This window comes from Mesorhizobium sp. AR02, assembly GCF_024746835.1.
In the GTDB taxonomy this organism is placed as follows: Bacteria; Pseudomonadota; Alphaproteobacteria; order Rhizobiales; family Rhizobiaceae; genus Mesorhizobium.
The window spans coordinates 3,808,249-3,825,977 of the sequence record NZ_CP080531.1 but is presented as its reverse complement, the minus strand read 5'-3'; the positions used below and the strand labels follow the sequence as shown (position 1 = coordinate 3,825,977).

General features: G+C 59.6%; 8 protein-coding genes, 6 pseudogenes and 1 riboswitch. Of the genes and pseudogenes, 6 read left to right on the top strand and 8 right to left on the bottom strand.

Translation table 11 applies throughout. The annotated features are described in order from the left end of the window. Positions 1-14 precede the first annotated feature (14 nt). Positions 15-1,691: an ABC transporter substrate-binding protein gene (locus tag DBIPINDM_RS22690; protein ID WP_258581326.1), complete on the bottom strand. Its 1,677-nt coding sequence runs from the start codon at positions 1,689-1,691 to the stop codon at positions 15-17. Positions 1,692-2,342: 651 nt separating this feature from the next. Here DBIPINDM_RS22690 and DBIPINDM_RS22685 point away from each other — a divergent pair. Next, entirely contained in the window at positions 2,343-3,572 is a 1,230-nt protein-coding gene (locus DBIPINDM_RS22685; protein WP_258581325.1) for an ATP-grasp domain-containing protein, read from the top strand. Between the two features lie 107 nt (positions 3,573-3,679). Here the strand turns inward: DBIPINDM_RS22685 and DBIPINDM_RS22680 are convergent, their stop codons facing one another. Beyond that, complete coding sequence (locus DBIPINDM_RS22680; protein WP_258581324.1) at positions 3,680-5,833, bottom strand: S9 family peptidase; 2,154 nt, start codon at positions 5,831-5,833, stop codon at positions 3,680-3,682. Between the two features lie 801 nt (positions 5,834-6,634). Further along, positions 6,635-6,731, top strand: a riboswitch (glycine riboswitch). Between the two features lie 46 nt (positions 6,732-6,777). Between DBIPINDM_RS22680 and DBIPINDM_RS22675 the strand changes: the two are divergent. Further along, positions 6,778-6,993, top strand: a pseudogene (locus tag DBIPINDM_RS22675) (FAD-dependent oxidoreductase); the annotation flags it as partial. A 17-nt stretch (positions 6,994-7,010) separates the two neighbouring features. Here DBIPINDM_RS22675 and DBIPINDM_RS22670 read toward each other — a convergent pair. After that, positions 7,011-8,609 carry an IS66 family transposase gene (locus DBIPINDM_RS22670; protein WP_318036888.1) on the bottom strand — a complete coding sequence of 533 codons (1,599 nt, stop codon included), beginning with the start codon at positions 8,607-8,609 and terminating at the stop codon, positions 7,011-7,013. Positions 8,610-8,695: 86 nt separating this feature from the next. Here DBIPINDM_RS22670 and DBIPINDM_RS22665 point away from each other — a divergent pair. The 3 genes and pseudogenes from DBIPINDM_RS22665 to DBIPINDM_RS22655 all read left to right on the top strand — a co-directional run. Next, a pseudogene (locus DBIPINDM_RS22665) lies at positions 8,696-9,748 on the top strand (D-amino acid dehydrogenase); the annotation flags it as partial. 36 nt (positions 9,749-9,784) lie between these two features. Next, positions 9,785-10,216: pseudogene (locus tag DBIPINDM_RS22660) on the top strand (GlcG/HbpS family heme-binding protein). A gap of 164 nt (positions 10,217-10,380) precedes the next feature. Then, positions 10,381-11,550 carry a M24 family metallopeptidase gene (locus tag DBIPINDM_RS22655; protein WP_258581323.1) on the top strand — a complete coding sequence of 390 codons (1,170 nt, stop codon included), beginning with the start codon at positions 10,381-10,383 and terminating at the stop codon, positions 11,548-11,550. 60 nt (positions 11,551-11,610) lie between these two features. Here DBIPINDM_RS22655 and DBIPINDM_RS22650 read toward each other — a convergent pair whose 3' ends face one another. The 3 genes from DBIPINDM_RS22650 to DBIPINDM_RS22640 all read right to left on the bottom strand — a co-directional run bounded on the left by DBIPINDM_RS22650 (position 11,611) and on the right by DBIPINDM_RS22640 (position 14,500). Further along, complete coding sequence (locus DBIPINDM_RS22650) at positions 11,611-12,795, bottom strand: glycine C-acetyltransferase (RefSeq protein ID WP_258581322.1); 1,185 nt, start codon at positions 12,793-12,795, stop codon at positions 11,611-11,613. A 68-nt stretch (positions 12,796-12,863) separates the two neighbouring features. Beyond that, entirely contained in the window at positions 12,864-13,823 is a 960-nt protein-coding gene (locus DBIPINDM_RS22645) for an aminotransferase class IV (protein WP_258581321.1), read from the bottom strand. Between the two features lie 221 nt (positions 13,824-14,044). Then, entirely contained in the window at positions 14,045-14,500 is a 456-nt protein-coding gene (locus DBIPINDM_RS22640) for an Lrp/AsnC family transcriptional regulator (RefSeq protein ID WP_258581320.1), read from the bottom strand. Positions 14,501-14,754: 254 nt separating this feature from the next. Here DBIPINDM_RS22640 and DBIPINDM_RS22635 point away from each other — a divergent pair. Then, a pseudogene (locus tag DBIPINDM_RS22635) lies at positions 14,755-15,931 on the top strand (amidohydrolase). Positions 15,932-16,091: 160 nt separating this feature from the next. Here DBIPINDM_RS22635 and DBIPINDM_RS43640 read toward each other — a convergent pair. Both DBIPINDM_RS43640 and DBIPINDM_RS22630 read right to left on the bottom strand, forming a co-directional pair. After that, positions 16,092-16,242, bottom strand: a pseudogene (locus tag DBIPINDM_RS43640) (ISNCY family transposase); the annotation flags it as partial. A gap of 265 nt (positions 16,243-16,507) precedes the next feature. Next, positions 16,508-17,704 (bottom strand): annotated as a pseudogene (locus DBIPINDM_RS22630) (IS701 family transposase); the annotation flags it as partial. Positions 17,705-17,729 lie beyond the last annotated feature (25 nt).

Here is a 17,729-nt window from a genome sequence, read left to right as displayed (position 1 = left end):
CCATCAGGACAATTTTAGACCGGGCCCAGACGATCGAGTGGGAAGTAGCTCCACATGGATAAGGCGTCCTCCGTTCCCCAACCCTTGAAACAGTCTTTCCGATGGGCGTCGAGGACGAAGGGATAACAAAGAACAATATAGGGCGCTTCGGTGTAGATAAGACGAACCGCTTGATCGACCAGCTCCCGGCTCTTTTTGGGGTCAAGGGTGACATTGATCTCGGACAGAAGCTTGTCGAATTTGTCATTTTTCCAGTACGATGTGTTGTTCGGGGAGCCAATGAGGTTGCTGCTACCCACGCCGAGTATATCTTGGGGCGAGGCTGACACCCAAGTCGAACCGACGAGCAGATCCCAAGCCCCGCCACCCTTCGCCGGCGCCGCGGTGTGGGCGGCGAGCGCACCGGAGTCGAACTGGTTGACCGACACGGGAATGCCAATTTGTCCGAGCCAGCCAACGACGAGCTGGACAGCCGAAGGCGGTATCCCGACCGAGTTCCCACCTGACCCGGTAATCAGCTCGAGCTGGAAGCGGTTTCCGTCCTTGTCCTCCCGAACGCCGTCGCCGTTGATGTCCCGATAGCCGGCAGCATCGAGGCGACGATTAGCCTCGGCGAGATCGAAGTGACGCCTGATGTCGCTCAAGTCCGAATAGTATTCGGTCGCCACCGGCATCGCCAGACCAATGCCAGGATCGGCGTGCCCGCGGAAGGCCCGATCCACCATGGCCTTCTGGTCGATCGCGTAGCCGATCGCATCGCGAAACGCCGGATCCTGCAGCGCCTTGGAGCTGCCGGCCCCATTTCCGGACGCGGTGTTGAAGGCCAGGAAAATGCGTTGCTCTGTGCGCTGTTGACCGACCACGATGGCGGGATCCTGCGAGAGGTCGGCCCATTGGGCGGCCGTCAGGTACACACCATAATCGATGTCTCCGCTCTTCAGACTCTGCGCGATCGGATCGGCCGTATCGAAGAAGTGGAAGACCATGCCGGCCGCCGCAGGCGGCCCCGCCCGGAAGTACTTGTTCGGCATGAGGCGGGCGAACTGCCCCTGTTGAAACTCCGAGACGATCATAGGCCCCGTGCCCACCAGCGGCGAGGAATTGCGGAAGTTGGCGCGCGCATCCGCATAGCTGATGTCCTTCCAAATGTGCTCTGGGACTATCATATTAAAGTTGTCTACTGGCCAACGGGTAGGAGCCTTGGTCACGATTTGCAAAGTCTCATCGTCGAGGGCTGAAATGGATGCGACTTGCTCCAGGCCGCCAGTATTGTTCCAGCCGATGCTCAGCTCGTCGGGCTTGCCCATGGAACCGCGCAGATAGTTATAAGTGAATGCGGCGTCCCTTGCGGTGGCAGGTTGGCCGTCTGACCACTTCATGCCAGGCCAGATCTTGAACGTCCAGGTAAGGTTGTCGTCGGCAACGGACCACTCTTTGGCAAATCCTTTCCGATCCCCGTGGCGCTGGGCGTCCACGCCGACCAGGGGGTCATAGGTGAAGGCCAGCGGCCAGAACGAGCTCCATGTGGCAAAGGGGTTCATCGTGTCGGGGGCAACGGTTGCGCTCATGCGCACGATGTGATCGTCGCATGACGATGCGGCGAATGCTCTTACGTTCATGACCCAAGGTACTGTCGAGAACGCCAGCATTGCCTTCAAAGCCGAGCGACGGCTGAGTGGCCACTTATCCATTCTTCTCTCCCTTAACAGCTTAAAATTCCGTTCGATCGCCCCCTGATACGAAGCAGCCTAGACGTGCGTCGGTTGACCGCGTAGAGACGCGCGACGCCGTTTAAAGGCTACAGACCTGCAAAAATGGGTTCCAAAGGCGCCCTATCACCGATGCCTGCAAGAGGCCGGTGATCTCGTTGACCCCTGCCCCGTAAAGCAAAGCCCGCGGCGCGTTAGAGGATCTCCCCGCTGGAGCGGGAAGCTCGGAAGCGCGATTTCGTTGCAAGCGATATTGGTTCATATTGTTCCCCTTTTTTGGCGCCCAAGCATTAAATGGCCGCTTCGAAAGCTAGCGATCCCGCCCGTGTATTAGCACATCAAAAAACAAGGCTAATTGAAACAGACGAGCCATAATTCGTTTGTGTTTGATCGGAATGCATACGCGCGTGCAACTGAGGGGGTAGATGCGTGTCGCCCAAGCGCCTCTCTGCTTGGCAGGTGACTAAACGGTGCCCCGAACCCAATACCTAAAATTTAACAAAATCTTTGCAACCGCAAAGAGCAGACAGTGGTAGGTTCGCCACCAAGTCTGAGGTCAGGAACAGCTAAGGAACTGATATCGAGTTTCCCTCGGACCGCCGCACAGCTCGCAACGTAGGGGGTTAACAGTCAATGGCAAGAAGAGCACTCATACTCCTTGAGGGCCATAATAGATGTACTGGTCTTCTATATATTCAATCGGCAAAGAATCTTGGTCTTCATCCAATTATACTGGCGTCTGATCCAGATTGTTACGAATACATCGCGGCGGAAAGGGTGGAGGTAATCCGGGTCGATACACGCAATCTCGATGCGCTGGTTCGCGAATGTTCTAAACTTACAGTAAGCAATGATATTGCTGGCATTGTGAGCACTGAGGATTGCGCCTATGCGACAGTCGGCAGGCTCTGCCGGCATTTTGGTCTGCCAGGACCGAACCCTGCATCGATTGAGCGATGCTGCGACAAATTCATTCAACGTCGGCTCCTTGCGGAGGCGGGCGTTCCGGTACCTGCTTTTCGCGTGGCCTCAAATGCGAGGGACGTAGAAAGCTATGCTACGGAGATCGGCCTGCCGGTGGTTCTTAAGCCAGCCGTCGGCGCCGGCAGCAAAGGTGTCCGATTGTGCCGCGACGTCGCAGAGGTAGCCGAACATGCGGCCTATCTATTGGAAGGCAAGCATGTATGGCAGTCTTCGCCGAGGATACTGGTCGAAGAATTCGCGCAAGGCCTCCAATATATCGCTGAGATAATGGGAAATGAGGTAATTGCGATTGGTGCCGCTGACTTCGGGCCCCCGCCCCATTTCGTCTATCGTGAATTCACCTTTCCGGCCCCGCTGACCGATGACGAGCAAAAACATATCGCAGACGTCTCGTTGACCTGTTTGCAAGCTCTCGGCCTTGGCTGGGGGCCAACGAATATTGAACTCCGGTGGACGAAGCGCGGCCCAGTCGTCATAGAAGTCAATCCGCGTCTCGCTGGTACACCTGATCCTCAACTGGTTCAGCTGGCTTACGGGCTCGATCTTATCACCGAGCACATCAAACTTGCCATCGGTGACGGATGGGACTTGCGCAAAAGGCATTCGCACACTGCAGCCGCACGAATCCTGATTGCGGATCGCGATGGCACCATCGATTCGATCGCTTGCGAGAGTCGGGCGGCCGCTGTATCAGGTGTCGCAGAGGTCAAATTCTATATAGAATCCAAGACGCCGATTGTCAGGACAGGCGATTCCCGAGACTGGATCGGCCATGTCATGGCCGCTTCACCCAGTCTTCCAGAGACCGAAGTCGCACTTCAGCGCGCCGTCGAACTAATCAGTTGGTCGATCACGCCATTTCCGGCGCCTGGCGAATAACAGCGATCAGCGGCCTCTGAGCAGTCTGACGTCTTTGTCATCAGAGCCGCCACTCACATAACTTCCCGTCTGACCACAGTCTGTCAGGATATGCGGACTGAATCCGCTCAGCTGCTCGGGCGTCGGAGATGATCGAGCACCCAGGCCATCCGAAAAGCTGCTTCCTCGGCTACGCTAGGTCCGTGTGAACCGCTGCTGTGACCGCCCACCGTCCGCATGCGGAAGACAAGATTGGGGTCGTGATCGGCTGCGCAGAACCGGCGCTGCGCTACGTAGCGGGCGGGCTGGTAGTAGAGCACCTGGCCATCGTTGAGCGCAGCATCGACGTAGGTCGGCGGAAGCGGACGATCGGCGCTGAGATTGTAGTACGGATCGTAGCTACGGAGGTACCGATACTCGTGGACGATGTGGGGGTCTCCGTATTCCGCCGTTTCAACTCGCGCGTACGGCATTGTGAAATCCAGCTCGGTATCCAGGATGTCAGCTAGTGGAACTTCGGCGAGCACGGCGCAGAACAAGTCGGGCCGCAAGGCGGCGGTAGCAAGCACAACACCCCCACCGCCGCTCTTTCCGTCGATCACGATACCGTCGAGGGTGGCGAACCCCTGCTCAACGAGCCCCTCTGCAGCGGCGATCAAATCTGTGAAGGTTGTGCGCTTTCGATCGCCGGTGGCCGCTTCGTGCCATGGGTATCCAAGCTCGCCACCCCCGCGTGCGTGCACGATGCCGAAAGCAACCCCTCGATCGAGCAGGCTCAAGCGCTCGGTCATGTACGAAGGCCACGCGAAGAACGAGGGCCATCTCGTTACCCCGTAGCAACCGTACACGTTCAATAACACCGGCCCAGGGCTCGTTCGATCGCGCCGCGCGACCAACGAGACAGGCACCTGCACCCCGTCTTCCGCCTCCACCATGACAACCGTCGCCACATATTGAGCCGCGTCAAACCCCGGAATGCTGGCTTGGTAGCGGACTGCTGATGTGCCCTCGGTGAGATTATGCTCAATGATCAAGTCCGGCGTCACGAACGAACTGATTCTATACATCAGCCTCGAGCCTCGGAACGGATGCCTTGCGACCGAATAGTGCCCCCCCGCCGACAAGCCGACCGTTAAGCTACAGCTCGGCTCATCAGGAACGATCGTGGCTCCAATCCGACCACTTTCGTCGCGCGAGACCAGACGGGGACGGAGGCCGACTCGCTCCAGGAGTACCAGCTGGTGTTCGAGTACGTGCACCTCCTCGAGCATCACACCGTCCCGATGCGGCACCACCTCTTCCCAACCCGAGGGTGACGGGTCGTCAATCGGCGTACGCACGAGCCGCCAATACGGTCCGGTGTCATCAACGTGGAACAGGAACTTGTCCTGCCAGTGCTCGGCAAACACCTGGTGACCCAGTTCCCGCGTCACTAAACGGCGCCACCCAACGCCCAGCTTGTCGGCGGGAAGGCACCACACTTCCACTGGCCCCCGACGAACGCCCTTTACATCCAGGAACAGCCAGGCGCCGCTATCGGAGCGCCTTATCCCCACGTTCAGTCGCTCGTCCGCCTCCTCGAACACGACCTCAGAACTCCCCGCTGCAACGTCCAGGCGGATAAGCTCATGGCATTGTCGCCGCAAGTCCGGCCGCTCCCGCGTGAAAAACAGGGTATAACCATCTGCGGCCCAAGCTGCCGTCACAGCCTGCCTCGAGCCCTGCCAGACGTCACGGCCGGTCTCCATGTCCCGCACCCTAAGCTCGTAGTTCTCGGCACCGATGACATCGAAGCTGAAGGCCACGTAACGCCCGTCGTCACTCGGCTCGAAGACACCGAGCCGGTAAAAGACCTCGGCCCCTTCGAGCGCGTTCGGATCCACAACGAGCTCGGCCGAATCTGCGCCTAGCGGCCGCCGCCACCATCGCGAATGTAGAAGGCCCGGCTCGGGTCTTTGGAAGTACTCGAAAGGGCCAACCTGGAACGCTGGTGGGGCGCCCTCGCAAGGCCGACGGCCTTCAATCTCGGCGACGAGCTCCGCCTTGAGGTCTGTCAAGTGAGCTGTCACTTGGTCCGCGTAGCTGTTCTCTGCTTCCAGATACGCGCGGACATCCGGATTTGTCCGATCGCGAAGCCAGCCGTATTGGTCTATTGTGACGTCGTCATGGAGGATCCGGATTCGTGGTTCGACGCGGGGAAGCGGCGGCGGCATGCGTTCGGCTCCCAGCACGTGGCCGGCCGGCACGGACACGAGACCCATCATTGGCTCGTCTTTGTTCATCATTGCTCCTCTTTGTTCTTCTTATGCAGATCTGGCGACCTTCATAGACGGGTGTATGCGAAAGCCTTCGTTCATCTCGGCTGACCTCTCGGCCGGCACGAGTAACTCGCTTGTTGAACATGGGAAGACACCATTCCGAACGGGGCACGCGTCCGTTCTTCGCGGCGAAGGTTAGCGCGTCGATTTCCCCGGTCTTGTCGCATCTTGAAACTTCAATCGCGGGTTAGAATTATTGCTCCACGACCTCGAAAGGATGACATGTGAGAGCGAAGGCTTTGCGCCAAACTACGGTGACTGATGAAATGTGGATCACACAAACCGATGTGGTTTGGGATGCGAGATGCACTTGGGGCTACCGAAGGATGCCGTGAAGTTCTCTGATAATTCCGCAAAATTGGCCAAAATCGCAGCCTCGGGCCCGTTAGGCCATACGGGGATACGCTCTGAAAGGAACCGCTCCGCTTTCGCCACTCGCCTTTTTGTGCGACGCCAAGCTAAGAACGCTCTGCAAAATGTGGCCGGCTACATTTGATGCGGAGAACCCGCCCGCCCGGATCTGTGAGGGCGAAAGCCTATGGCTGAGCTAATCGGCCGCGCCCCTTGGGCACGCTTGAGCTCATATCGCCAGAAAGCCCGAAAGATTGGTCCGTACATTTCAGCCCCGCAGAGAAAATGGCGATCAATGGCGTGACCTATCGGCGTATAGGTGCGCCGTTCAAAGGCTGGACAGGAGAGATCGGCAACTGCCGACGCCGACGGAGCAACCCCCCAAGGAAACTCTCAGGCAAAAGTGACCGCACCGCCGAACGATCTGGAGAGAGACGCCACGAGCGTCCACCGAAGGGGAAAGCCGGCAGGTCCGGTTAAGCTCTCAGGTACCCGAGACAGATTTGGGGATTCGCCGCGGGCCAACCTCGCACCCATTGCACTGTTCGGAGTTTGACATGCCTAAAATCATTGTAATTGGCGCCGGAATTGCCGGCGTGTCGACGGCTTATGCGCTGTTGGAGCAAGGCTACGACGTGACCGTGGTCGAGCGGCGTCGTTACACCGCGATGGAAACCTCGTTTGCCAACGGTGGCCAGTTGTCCGCAAGCAATGCCGAAGTCTGGAATCATTGGTCGACCGTGCTTAAGGGAATCAAGTGGATGCGTAACCGGGGCAGATTACCGGGCAGTCAGGCTTGAGCGGCTTGCCTAACGAGATCCGGGAGCGGCGGAATCGACTCTTGTGTTGGTATGCCGAGGCGGTCGCCGAGATAGCGGAAGAATGAGACGTCGAGCTTGATGCAGGTCTTCATCAGGCCGAGCAGGACGTCGCGGGCGTTCTTGCCTGCCTCGCTGACGGTTCCGCCGGAGATCTTGCGCTTGGTGACGAAGGTGCGGATGTCGTTTTCCGAGCCATTGGTGTGGAGCGGGATCTCGGGACGATCGAGAACGCGCAGGAGTTCATGCTTGCGGCGATGCAGCCTGGCAAGAAGCCGGTCGAGCATGACGTAGCCGGTTCGTCGTTTGAACAGGCGCTCGAAGCGGGCGCGCAGGGCCGCCGCGCGGCGCGGACAAGGAGCACGCTGGTAGCTCTGGAGGTCGCGATAGAACCACCAGATCAACTGGCGCATGATGTCGACGGCCTGACGTTGATCCGGGGTCACGGGTATCAATTTATGGACGAGCCGCTCGGCGTGGACCCAGCACAGAGCATGGTCGCCGATGCGGAACTGGCCGGCATCATCGGACACGACCACGGTATCGCCAAGAAAGCCGTGGTGGCGGATCGCTCCCCACATCGCCCCTTCGGTGGCGATCCTGACTGGGTTGGGCTCAACCGCGAGCTGGTCGAGGCCGAGTGCGGCCAGATGCGCCTGCCATGCGGCGCTGTCGGCAAATGCCTTGTGCGGCGCAGCCGCCAGCCGCGCGATCACCGGACCGGCGAGGTTGCGGCCGCGCATATAGGCCAGGGCCTCTTCATTGATGAAGTAATCGCTGTGCCCGGCACGCAGCGTCGCCAGGAACGCCTCCCGTGACTTCGATCGCCCGGTGCGGAACGCGGTGAAGCGGCGGTCGCCGATCTGGGTGGTGTAGCCGTCCTGGTGGGCGTGGCGCGCCGACGTATCATCGACGGTGATCCAGGGCGCCGTAGCCAGCCCGGCGCGCAGCACGTCACGGTCCTCCGCCGCGAAGGCCTCCAGGCCCTCCGAAATCAGCCGCACCACCTGGCGCTTCGAAATGTCGACCCCGATCCCGGTCAACAACGCCGTCAACCGCTCCGTCGTCACCTGGCCTTGAATGTGACAGGCCAGAATGAAGCGGCGCAGGTTCGCGCCCCAGCCGCCGATGATCCCCGCCGGCAAGGGCGCCACCATCGTTTCGCCGGTCGGTGTCACCCAGCGCTCGCGGCGATAGCGCACCACCTCGGCCGACAACGCCAGATCGCGCACCAGGATCGTCTCATACCCCTTGAAGCGAGAGCCCGCAGGAGCGCTCACCGCAACCGTCACCTCGCGGCTCACGCGACCGCCGTCGCGCTTGGCGCCGCGCCGGCGGCGCTTGCCCTTGCCAGATGTCGGCTGCGTCGCCTTCTCCATGCCCGATGGCTTGGTCGGCTTGACCGGGGGACGCGGCGGCAGGTCCTTCAGCCGGGCGATCTCATCCTTTAGGGTCTGGTTCTCGGCGCGTAGCGCCTGGTTCTCGATCTCAAGGCTCTCGACCCGGCCTTGAAGACCGCGCACTTCGCCGATCAGCGCAGAAACCAGCCCGCGGAGTTCCGCGAGCGACAAGCCTTCAAGCGAATCAGTCGGTGGTAACATCACGCAAAGGGTGAATCACGAACGCACGCGCCTGCAAACCCCCACCGCCCGGTAATCTGCCCCGGTTACAGTGGATGCTTCGGCGGGATGCCCCGCTCCTCATGAATCCTACTCCGTCGTGGCACAAGTACAGCTGGCTGCTTGAATTCGTGTCCAATATTTCGCGATATCGCGAGAACACGATTGAAACGACCCGCCTGGCTATCGCGGCCCGTAAGCACCTCTTCGAGATCGCTGACCGCGAAGGCATCGACTTTGATCACGTCCATCGCGGTATCCTGCATGTTTGCTGGGACAAAGCTGGCTTCGACCACGCGTTAAAGGTGAACGGGATGCTGAATGAGGGTGGCCTCGACCGGCGTCCGGTGACGCCCAGCGAACTTGCCGGGATTGAACCTGCACTGCATGGTAATTTTTATGGAGGATTTTACACCCCGTCGGATTCTACCGGCGACATCCACAAATATTGCGCGGGTTTGGAAAAGGCCTGCATAAAGCTAGGTGCCCATTTCATCTATGACGCTGAGGTGACCCGGGTTGAACGTGGAGATCGCTTTAACCTCATTTGCACAACTGGTGGCACCGATCAGACGCTAGAAGCCGACGGGATTGTAGTGTGTGCGGGAACAAACAGTCGCGATATCGCTGCGATGTTCGGGGATCGCATCAATATTTATCCGGTGAAAGGGTATTCCATTACGGTGGAGTTGGACGGGTCTGCGGCGGATTCCTCGGCGCCTTGGGTGAGCATTCTGGACGACCGGGCGAAAATCGTGACCAGCCGCCTCGGCGCTGCGCGTCTGCGGGTGGCAGGGACCGCAGAGTTCAATGGTGTCAATTTCGACATCCGTGAAGATCGCATCAGACCGTTGGTCGACTGGACGCGGATGATGTTCCCGAAAGTGGCAACTGAACACGTTGTGCCGTGGGCAGGGCTTCGACCGATGATGCCGAACATGATGCCACGCGTCGGCAAAGGCCGGGTTCCTGGAGTCTTCTATAATACGGGTCATGGGCATCTCGGGTGGACGCTTTCTGCGGCAACTTCGGCCATGCTGGCCACGGTTGTGGCTACGGATCTTCCGGTCGATGCTCGTTTGGCAGCGTAGTAGACGTCCCTGCTATAAAGCCCAAGGAAGTCGAACATGACTAATCTGAAATTGGAAGTCGCCAATTACATCATTAATAGGGCGTGCTCCACAGGGCGGAAAGGGTCTCAAGCCCTTGAGCGTTGCGGTTCTGGATGCTGGCGGCCACTTGGTCGCGTTCCAGAAGCAGGACGGGGCTTCAATGCTCCGCTTTGAACTTGCATTCGGCAAGGCTTACGGTGCTTTGGCTGTCGGCTTTGGTTCACGCTGGCTCGACAAAGCATCAGCCGACCGCCCTCATTTTGTAGCTGGCCTAACCGCCATATCAGGCGGCAAAATAGTCCCCGTTCCCGGGGGTGTCCTGGTGCGAGACCAGACCGGTCGGTTGCTTGGTGCGGTAGGCATTACTGGAGATACATCAGACAACGATGAAGCAGTGGCCGTGGAGGCAATCGAGGGGGGGGCGGGTTGGAAGCTCAGGCGGCCTGACTCTGTGGGTGAGAGAAACAGATCCGTCGACCGATTAGGCACAATTGAAACAGCGTCTGTGCCGCCGGCGCCATTTTGGCATCTTTCGTGCACTGAGCGCCTTTAGGATGGTGGGTAGATGCAGCCGCCACGGCCGAGAACGTTTGGATAGACAGGGTTACAGAATGGATCAGGAAGCCTCCTACGGCTTTGCGCCGACTGAGTTCGAAGAGCGTGTCAGTCGGGCTCAGCTGTTAATGGGTCAACATCGCCTGGACGGTTTGTTGCTCACTTCGATGGACAATATCCGGTATTTCATCGGTGTCGATTCCACGTTCTGGGAGAGCTACACGCGACCTTGGTTCGTGTTGGTGCCTGCTACCGGGGCGCCCCTTGCGATCATTCCAGAGATCGGCAGGGCTATCATCGAGAAGACGTGGATCAAGGAAATCCGATCCTGGCCTTCGCCTCGGCCCGAGGACGAAGGCACATCTCTTGTTGTCGCTGCGATATCCGACCTGTCCCGACGACACGGACGGGTCGGCGCCGAGCTTGGTTTCGAACTGCGACTGGGGATGCCGGTAACGCAATTGAATGCGATCATCGGTGATCTGAAAAGCGTTGAGATTGTTGATGGCGCAAGCCTCATTTGGCAGCTCCGCATGATCAAGAGCGCGGCCGAGGTCAGTAAAATCAAAAAGGCTGTCGACATCGCGGGTGCCGTATACGCCCAAGTCCCCGGTTTCGTTAAAATCGGCGATACTGAACGCACTATCCTTCGCGAATTCCGCGGTCGCCTTAATATGGGAGGCGCCAGCGCTATCCCGACTCTCATTTGCAGATCCGACGTCGGCGGGCCTTTCGAGATTACGGGCGGCCCAAGGGATCGGCCGATCGCTGATGGCGACCTGCTCTTCATCGACACGGGTACGACCTTCGACGGGTACTTCTGCGATTACGATCGTAACTACCAGGTTGGCAGGGCTACAGATGCCCTACGGTATGCTCAAGACAAGGTTTGGGAAGCGCACGAGATTGGGCTTCAAGCGGCAACAGCAGGGGTTACGGCCGGATTTGTCTTTGAGCAGATGGCCAAGGCACTCTCTTCGGGTGGGGCGGACCTCAATAGCAACGGGCGCATGGGGCATGGACTTGGTTTGCGGCTGACCGAACCGCCGTCAATTCGACTGGAGGACAATACGGTGTTGCAGCCAGGCATGGTGCTCTGCATTGAGCCTGCCTTGGAATACGAGCCCGGTAAAATCGTTTTGCACGAGGAAACAGTTGTAGTTACTGAAGGAAAGGCCGAGCTGCTCACGATTCGGGCGCCGAAGCAGCTAACGCACATACTCTGATGAGACTCTAGAATTTCGCCGGAAGCTCTGTTTGGCGGCGAGGCAGTTAGAGACCGCCGGTTATATGATCGACAGTCCCCCTGCTACCTCCGCAAACGCCTCGACAGCGCGGTCGATGTCGGCGCTTGAGTGCGCCGCCGACATTTGCGTGCGGATGCGCGCCTGACCCTTCGGCACCACCGGGAAGGAGAAGCCGATGACATAGATGCCGCGCTTCAGCATGCGCGCCGCCATCTCCTGCGCCAACGTCGCATCGCCCAGCATCACCGGGATGATCGGATGGTCGGCGCCGGCCAGCGTGAAGCCGAGCTTGCCCATCTCTGTCCGGAAGCGCGCGGCATTGTCGTAGAGCCGCTTGCGCAAACCGTCGCCGTCCTTGATCAGTTCGAAGACCTTGATCGAAGCGCCGGCGATCGCCGGCATCAGCGTGTTGGAAAACAGATAGGGGCGCGAGCGCTGGCGCAGCCAGTCGACCACCTGCTTCTTGCCCGAGGTGTAGCCGCCGGACGCGCCGCCCAGCGCCTTGCCGAGCGTGCCGGTGATGATGTCCACCCTGCCCTCGACGCCGCAATGTTCGGCCGAGCCGCGGCCGTGTCTGCCGACGAAGCCAACCGCGTGGCTGTCGTCGACCATCACCATCGCACCGTATTTCTCGGCGAGATCGCAGACGCCTTTCAGGTTGGCGATGATACCGTCCATGGAAAACACGCCGTCAGTGGCGATCAGCCGGAAGCGGCAGTCCTTCGCCTCCTTCAGCCGCGCTTCCAGATCGGCCATGTCGTTGTTGGCGTAGCGGAAGCGTTTGGCCTTCGACAGCCGCACGCCGTCGATGATCGAGGCGTGGTTGAGCGCATCGGAGATGATCGCATCCTCCTCACCAAGCAGCGTCTCGAACAGGCCGCCATTGGCGTCGAAGCAGGAGCCATAGAGGATGGTGTCCTCCAGGCCGAGGAAGGATGAAATCGTCGCCTCGAGCTGTTTGTGCTCCTCTTGCGTGCCGGAGATGAAGCGCACCGACGCCATGCCGTAGCCATAGCGGTCGAGCGCCTGGCTGGCCGCCGCGCGCAGATCGGCGCTGTCGGCAAGGCCGAGATAGTTGTTGGCGCAGAAGTTGAGCATCTTCTGCCCGCCGACCTCGATCTCAGCCGACTGGGTCGAAGAGATCACCCGCTCGGATTTATAGAGGCCAGCCGATTTCAGGCCGGCGAGTTCGTTGGAGAGATGAGAGATGAAAGCGTCGGTCATCGGCAAAACTCACGGCAGCACAGCCCTCCCCGCACTAGGGAGGACCCTCTCGACAATACATCGCGGTACTACGCGTAATTTACCGGGGTCGACCATGCCGGATCGGCATGCTTCTCCCAATACAGGTCTGTCAGCTGGCGGGTTAGAGCGCCAACCTTGCCGTCGCCTACAACGGTTTCGTCAATCTTGGACACCGGCATGATCCCGCCCGCTGTAGACGTGATGAAAACCTCATCGGAGCCCTTCAGCTCGTCGCGATCGATGTCGCCGGCGCTGACGGATAGGCTCAGTTCGCCGCATAGATCAAATACGGTCCGGCGGGTAATGCCGGCAAGGACGCCATAAGCCGGGGTCTTCAAGCGGCCGTCCTTCACGGTGAAAACGTTGAAGCCAGGTCCCTCGGCAATGTTGCCGTTGATGTCGACGATCAATGCTGTTTCGGCACCGTAGTCGTACGCATCGAACAGGCCCTTCACCAGATCGAGCCAGTGATAGTTCTTGATGGTCGGATCGATCGACTCGGGCGGGATCCGGACGGTGTTGCTGATAGCGACATGCAGGCCGCGCTCAAGTTGCTCCTTGTTTGCGACCGACCCAAAAGGCACCGCGAATGCGATGAACCTATTCTCCGACTGGCGCGGGTCACGACTGAAGGTGGGCGAGCCTCCTCGCGTGCAGATCATCTCGACATAGGCCGACTTGTGCCCGGATAGCGCCACACAGGTCGACAGGATCTTTTCGATCTCGCTGCGGTTGTAGGGAAGCTTCATGCGGAGTTTTTCCATCCCGCGGCAGAACCGGTCCAGGTGCAGGTCCAGCCTGAAGAACCTCCCGTCCCAAACATGAACGGTGTCGTAGGTGGCGTCGGAATGCAGAAAGCCCCAGTCGAGAACGGACACCTTGGCTTCGGACATCGGCAGGTACTGACCATCCATGAAGGCTACGCCGTGAGGATAATGCCGTTGATCGCGGTGCCGTTGCTCTATGGCTGGGAGAGTCGTTGCCGGTTCGGCCGCAGCAAGTGTCATTCCTGGGTCCTCCAAATCTTGCGCGTACCAGATGTCGTCAGCGCGATCGATTACCGCTTGAGCGGGGCCACAAGCCCTTTTTTTGGCCGGCCGCCGGTCGCCCGGTGTTCCAATTAAATCGCAGACTTCGATGCGCTGATTGCGATCAAAGTGGCGCCCCGGCCGCAATGCACGCTTCAAAAACGGGATAGGAGTGGCGGAAACGTTCAGCCGCACAACGGCTACACGAGCACTCGGGGCTCAAACTTCACGCGGTCCAGCGCAATCATGCTCTTGAACTTGCGGACATTCTGATTTGTGTACAGTTTGGTCTTTACAAATACGTCAAAGGCCTCAACGTCCTCTACTGCTACAATAAGAACGAAGTCAGCATCACCTGTCACCATATAGCATTGAGTGACTTCTTTTGCCGTCCTCATCGCTCGCTTGAAGTCGTCAACGAGGTCTAAACGCTCGCGATCGAGCTCCACTGTAACGACCACAGTCAGCGACTTCCCCAGCGCCTTGGGGTCGACTAGGGAGATGTCAGCGGTGATAACCCCGTCGCCGCGTAACTTATTGACACGGCGCATGCATGAGGCAGCAGACGAACCCACGAGGTCCGCAAGCTCGGAGAACGACAGCCTGTTGTTCTTTTGAAGGGCGCCGAGTATCCGCCGGTCAAGATCATCTATCATACCTACACCCTAGATACGAAACCACTATGTGGCATTAGCGATCCGAAACGCTCGTTGCAAGATCGAACGCCCAATGAAACGCTAAGCCATTCAAAAGGTGCTATTGTTGCAATCGTAGCCGATACGCGACGGCTTCTTTTCACTTGGGCCGGAATTTTGCCAAGACTATTCCAAACGCTTCCGGCAAATTATCCACATAATGGCGAAACACATGGCCCTCCGACTTCCGCCAGGCGTTTATGAACGGAGTCAGCATGCATTCAGTCGCGAAATTTCATCCCTTGGCCGACGAGGTCACGGCCTGGCGCCGGCATCTTCATCAAAACCCCGAACTCGACTTTTCCGTGCACGCGACGGCACGGTTTGTTGCAGACAAGCTGGCGTCCTTTGGTAATCAACCACATTGAAACAGGTATAGCCGGAACCGGCATAGTCGCTTTCATTCAGGGAGAGAGCGGCGAAGGGCCGACGATAGGGCTCCGGGCCGATATGGACGCCTTACCAATTCAGGAGGCACCGGGAAAAACATGGGCCTCGAAGATTCCGGGGAAGATGCACGCCTGCGGTCATGACGGCCACACGGCGATGCTGCTTGGTGCTGCGAAGTACCTTGCTAAGAGACGGAATTTCAGGGGTACCGTCGCGCTTATCTTCCAGCCGGCCGAGGAGGTCGAATTGCCCTCGGGCGGGTTCAAGATGGTCGAAGACGGCTTCTTGGACCGTTTTGGCATCTCGCAAGTGTTCGGCATGCACAATTGGCCAGGGATCGATATCGGCAGGTTTGCCATCTGCGCCGGCCCGATGATGGCCTGCCAGGATGATTTCGACATCGTTGTAAAAGGTCGCGGTGGGCACGCTGCAGCCCCGCACTTGACCGTTGATCCGGTCGTTATCGCCGCTCAAGTCATTACAGGCCTGCAGGCGTTGGTGTCGCGCAGCACTGACCCGGTCGAGTCGCTGGTAATTTCCGTCACGAAACTCCGCGCCTCGAATGCTTACAATGTGATTGCCGACGAAGTCGAACTGGCAGGAACAGTCCGCGCGTTGGCCCCTGCCCTCCGCGACTTCGCTGAGACCCAGTTGGAGACGACTGCACGGAAAATCGCGCAAGCTTTCGGGGGCGACATTTCCTACCGCTACCGCCGATCGGTACCAGCGGCCGTGAACGATATCGCCGCCACTGCTCTTGCCGTTCGGGCGGCGGGAGGCACCGGCGCGGCAGCGGTAGACGAGAAGTTGAGGCCGGTTATGGGTGCCGAGGATTTCGCTTACATGCTGCAGGCGCGGCCAGGAGCACTCATTTTCATTGGCAATGGCCCGTCAGCCGCGTTGCACAATGCCGCCTACGACTTCGACGATGGGGCAATCCCATACGGAGTGGCCTATTGGGCGAATGTCGTGGAGGCTGCCCTTGGGACTGGCACGGATTAGCAGGCAACATTTCAAATCGCTCGGATTTGTGTTGAGACGTTTCACACATCCGGCATTTTTGGCGGAATGCAATGGGTCGATCAAGCGGCAATGAGAGCCCAGGGGTATCGGCCGGCGCTCGCCGGCATGCTCCTGAACGCAGCCCGATGACTGGGGGGCAGGTCGGCCTGAGGCGGGCGAAGAGGGGGGAGATTGTAGCGACCACCGAGGACCAGACGTAAGCCTTTTTGAAGTGATTGAAGCCGCGCCAAGTGCAGCGGGCCAAGCCATAGGCGCGCTTTTTGGCAGGAGATGCTGCCCTCGATACCGGCGCCGTGCGAGCTTTCCGGGACGGAGGCACCGGGAGCACGAAGGTGCGGGCAGGCCGATCCCACACGATGAGCCAACAGTGTGTTAGTAGCTGGTCGCCTCGCGACTCTGCCCGGTTGCGCAGTGAGCGCGAATCCGTAGTTGTCGTGTCGCGCGCCGCTCCCGTCGTTTCGCTCTGACAGGGAGGCGCGTATGTGACGCGTGATTGGAATGGACATCCACCAAGACTAAGGCCGCCGTTTTTTGAAACGCGGAGATGCGCTAATACTACTGCGTCATAAAGTGCGAACGTGACGCGGACTGTCCATTGGCCTTATGCAGCACGGACATCGTTGCAGACGGTTGGCCAGGGCCACAGTCAGGCGTCGCCTGAGGGTTGGGATCGAGGTCGGGACGTGCCGCTCTGGTCGGATCGGAGGATCCGCGGGGTCGATGACCGTCGGGAAGACCAGGTGTTTGGCGGCCTTGGGCGCGAGTTGGAGTTGAGGGGGGAATCGTCTCCCTCAGAGAGACCAAGAAGCCATAGGCGGCGATACAGAGGCTGGCGTGGTGGTGGAAGCCCCGCCACCCTCGGCCTTCGTAGTGGCCCAGTCCCAACTCCTGCTTGAGTTCCTGATAGTCTCGCTCGATCCGCCAACGCAGCTTGGCGGCATCGACCAACTGGGTGATCGTAGCGTCGGCCGGCAAGGTGGAGAGCCAATACTTGCTCGGCTCGACCTCGCCTTCAGGCCACTCGATCAGGAGCCACTCTTCGGCGTGAGCCTCGGGCCGATTGTAGTCCCTGGATGCCGGCCGCAAGCGCACGGCGGCGAAGCGGGAATTGAGCTCGGTGTTGGTTCCTTCACGCCAGGCGATCGTGCGCCAAGTCTCGGCGTCGAACTCCTCGGCCAGGGCCTTGGCCGAGATCGGCTTGTGATTGTCGGTTCGGCCGACTCGAGACGGCGGCCGGCCTCTTCCGCTCCAGGGCTTGGGCGGCAGCGGGCTCTCGCCTGGGCGCCAGACGCTGAGTGTGGGCTGAACGCCGACAACATAGGTCAGACCGAGCTCGGACAGGCCCGCGCGGAAACCGCCGTCGGCGCCATATCCGGCGTCGGCCAGAACCACGCCGGGCGCGACGCCTTCGGCCTTGGCCGTCCTGATCTGCTCGAGCGCGATCTGCGGCTTGGTCCGGAACGTGATCTCCGCCGGAATCTTGGCCTTCTTGCGTTGTTCGGGATCCTCCGCCCAGCTGTGCGGGAGATACAATTCGTAGGCGATCGGAAGCGAGGCTGCGTCATTTGCGATCGATAGGCTAACCGCAATCTGACAGTTGTCCTGCTTGCCCAACTGGCCGCAATACTGGCGCGCTACGCCCACCGAGTGCTTGCCCTTCTTGGGAAAGCCCGTGTCGTCGACGATCCACGCCCGGATCGGTCCACGCTGCTCGATCCGTGGAAGAACCCAGTCGCGAACCCGTGCTAGAGCACGTCCCGCGATCGATGAATCGATT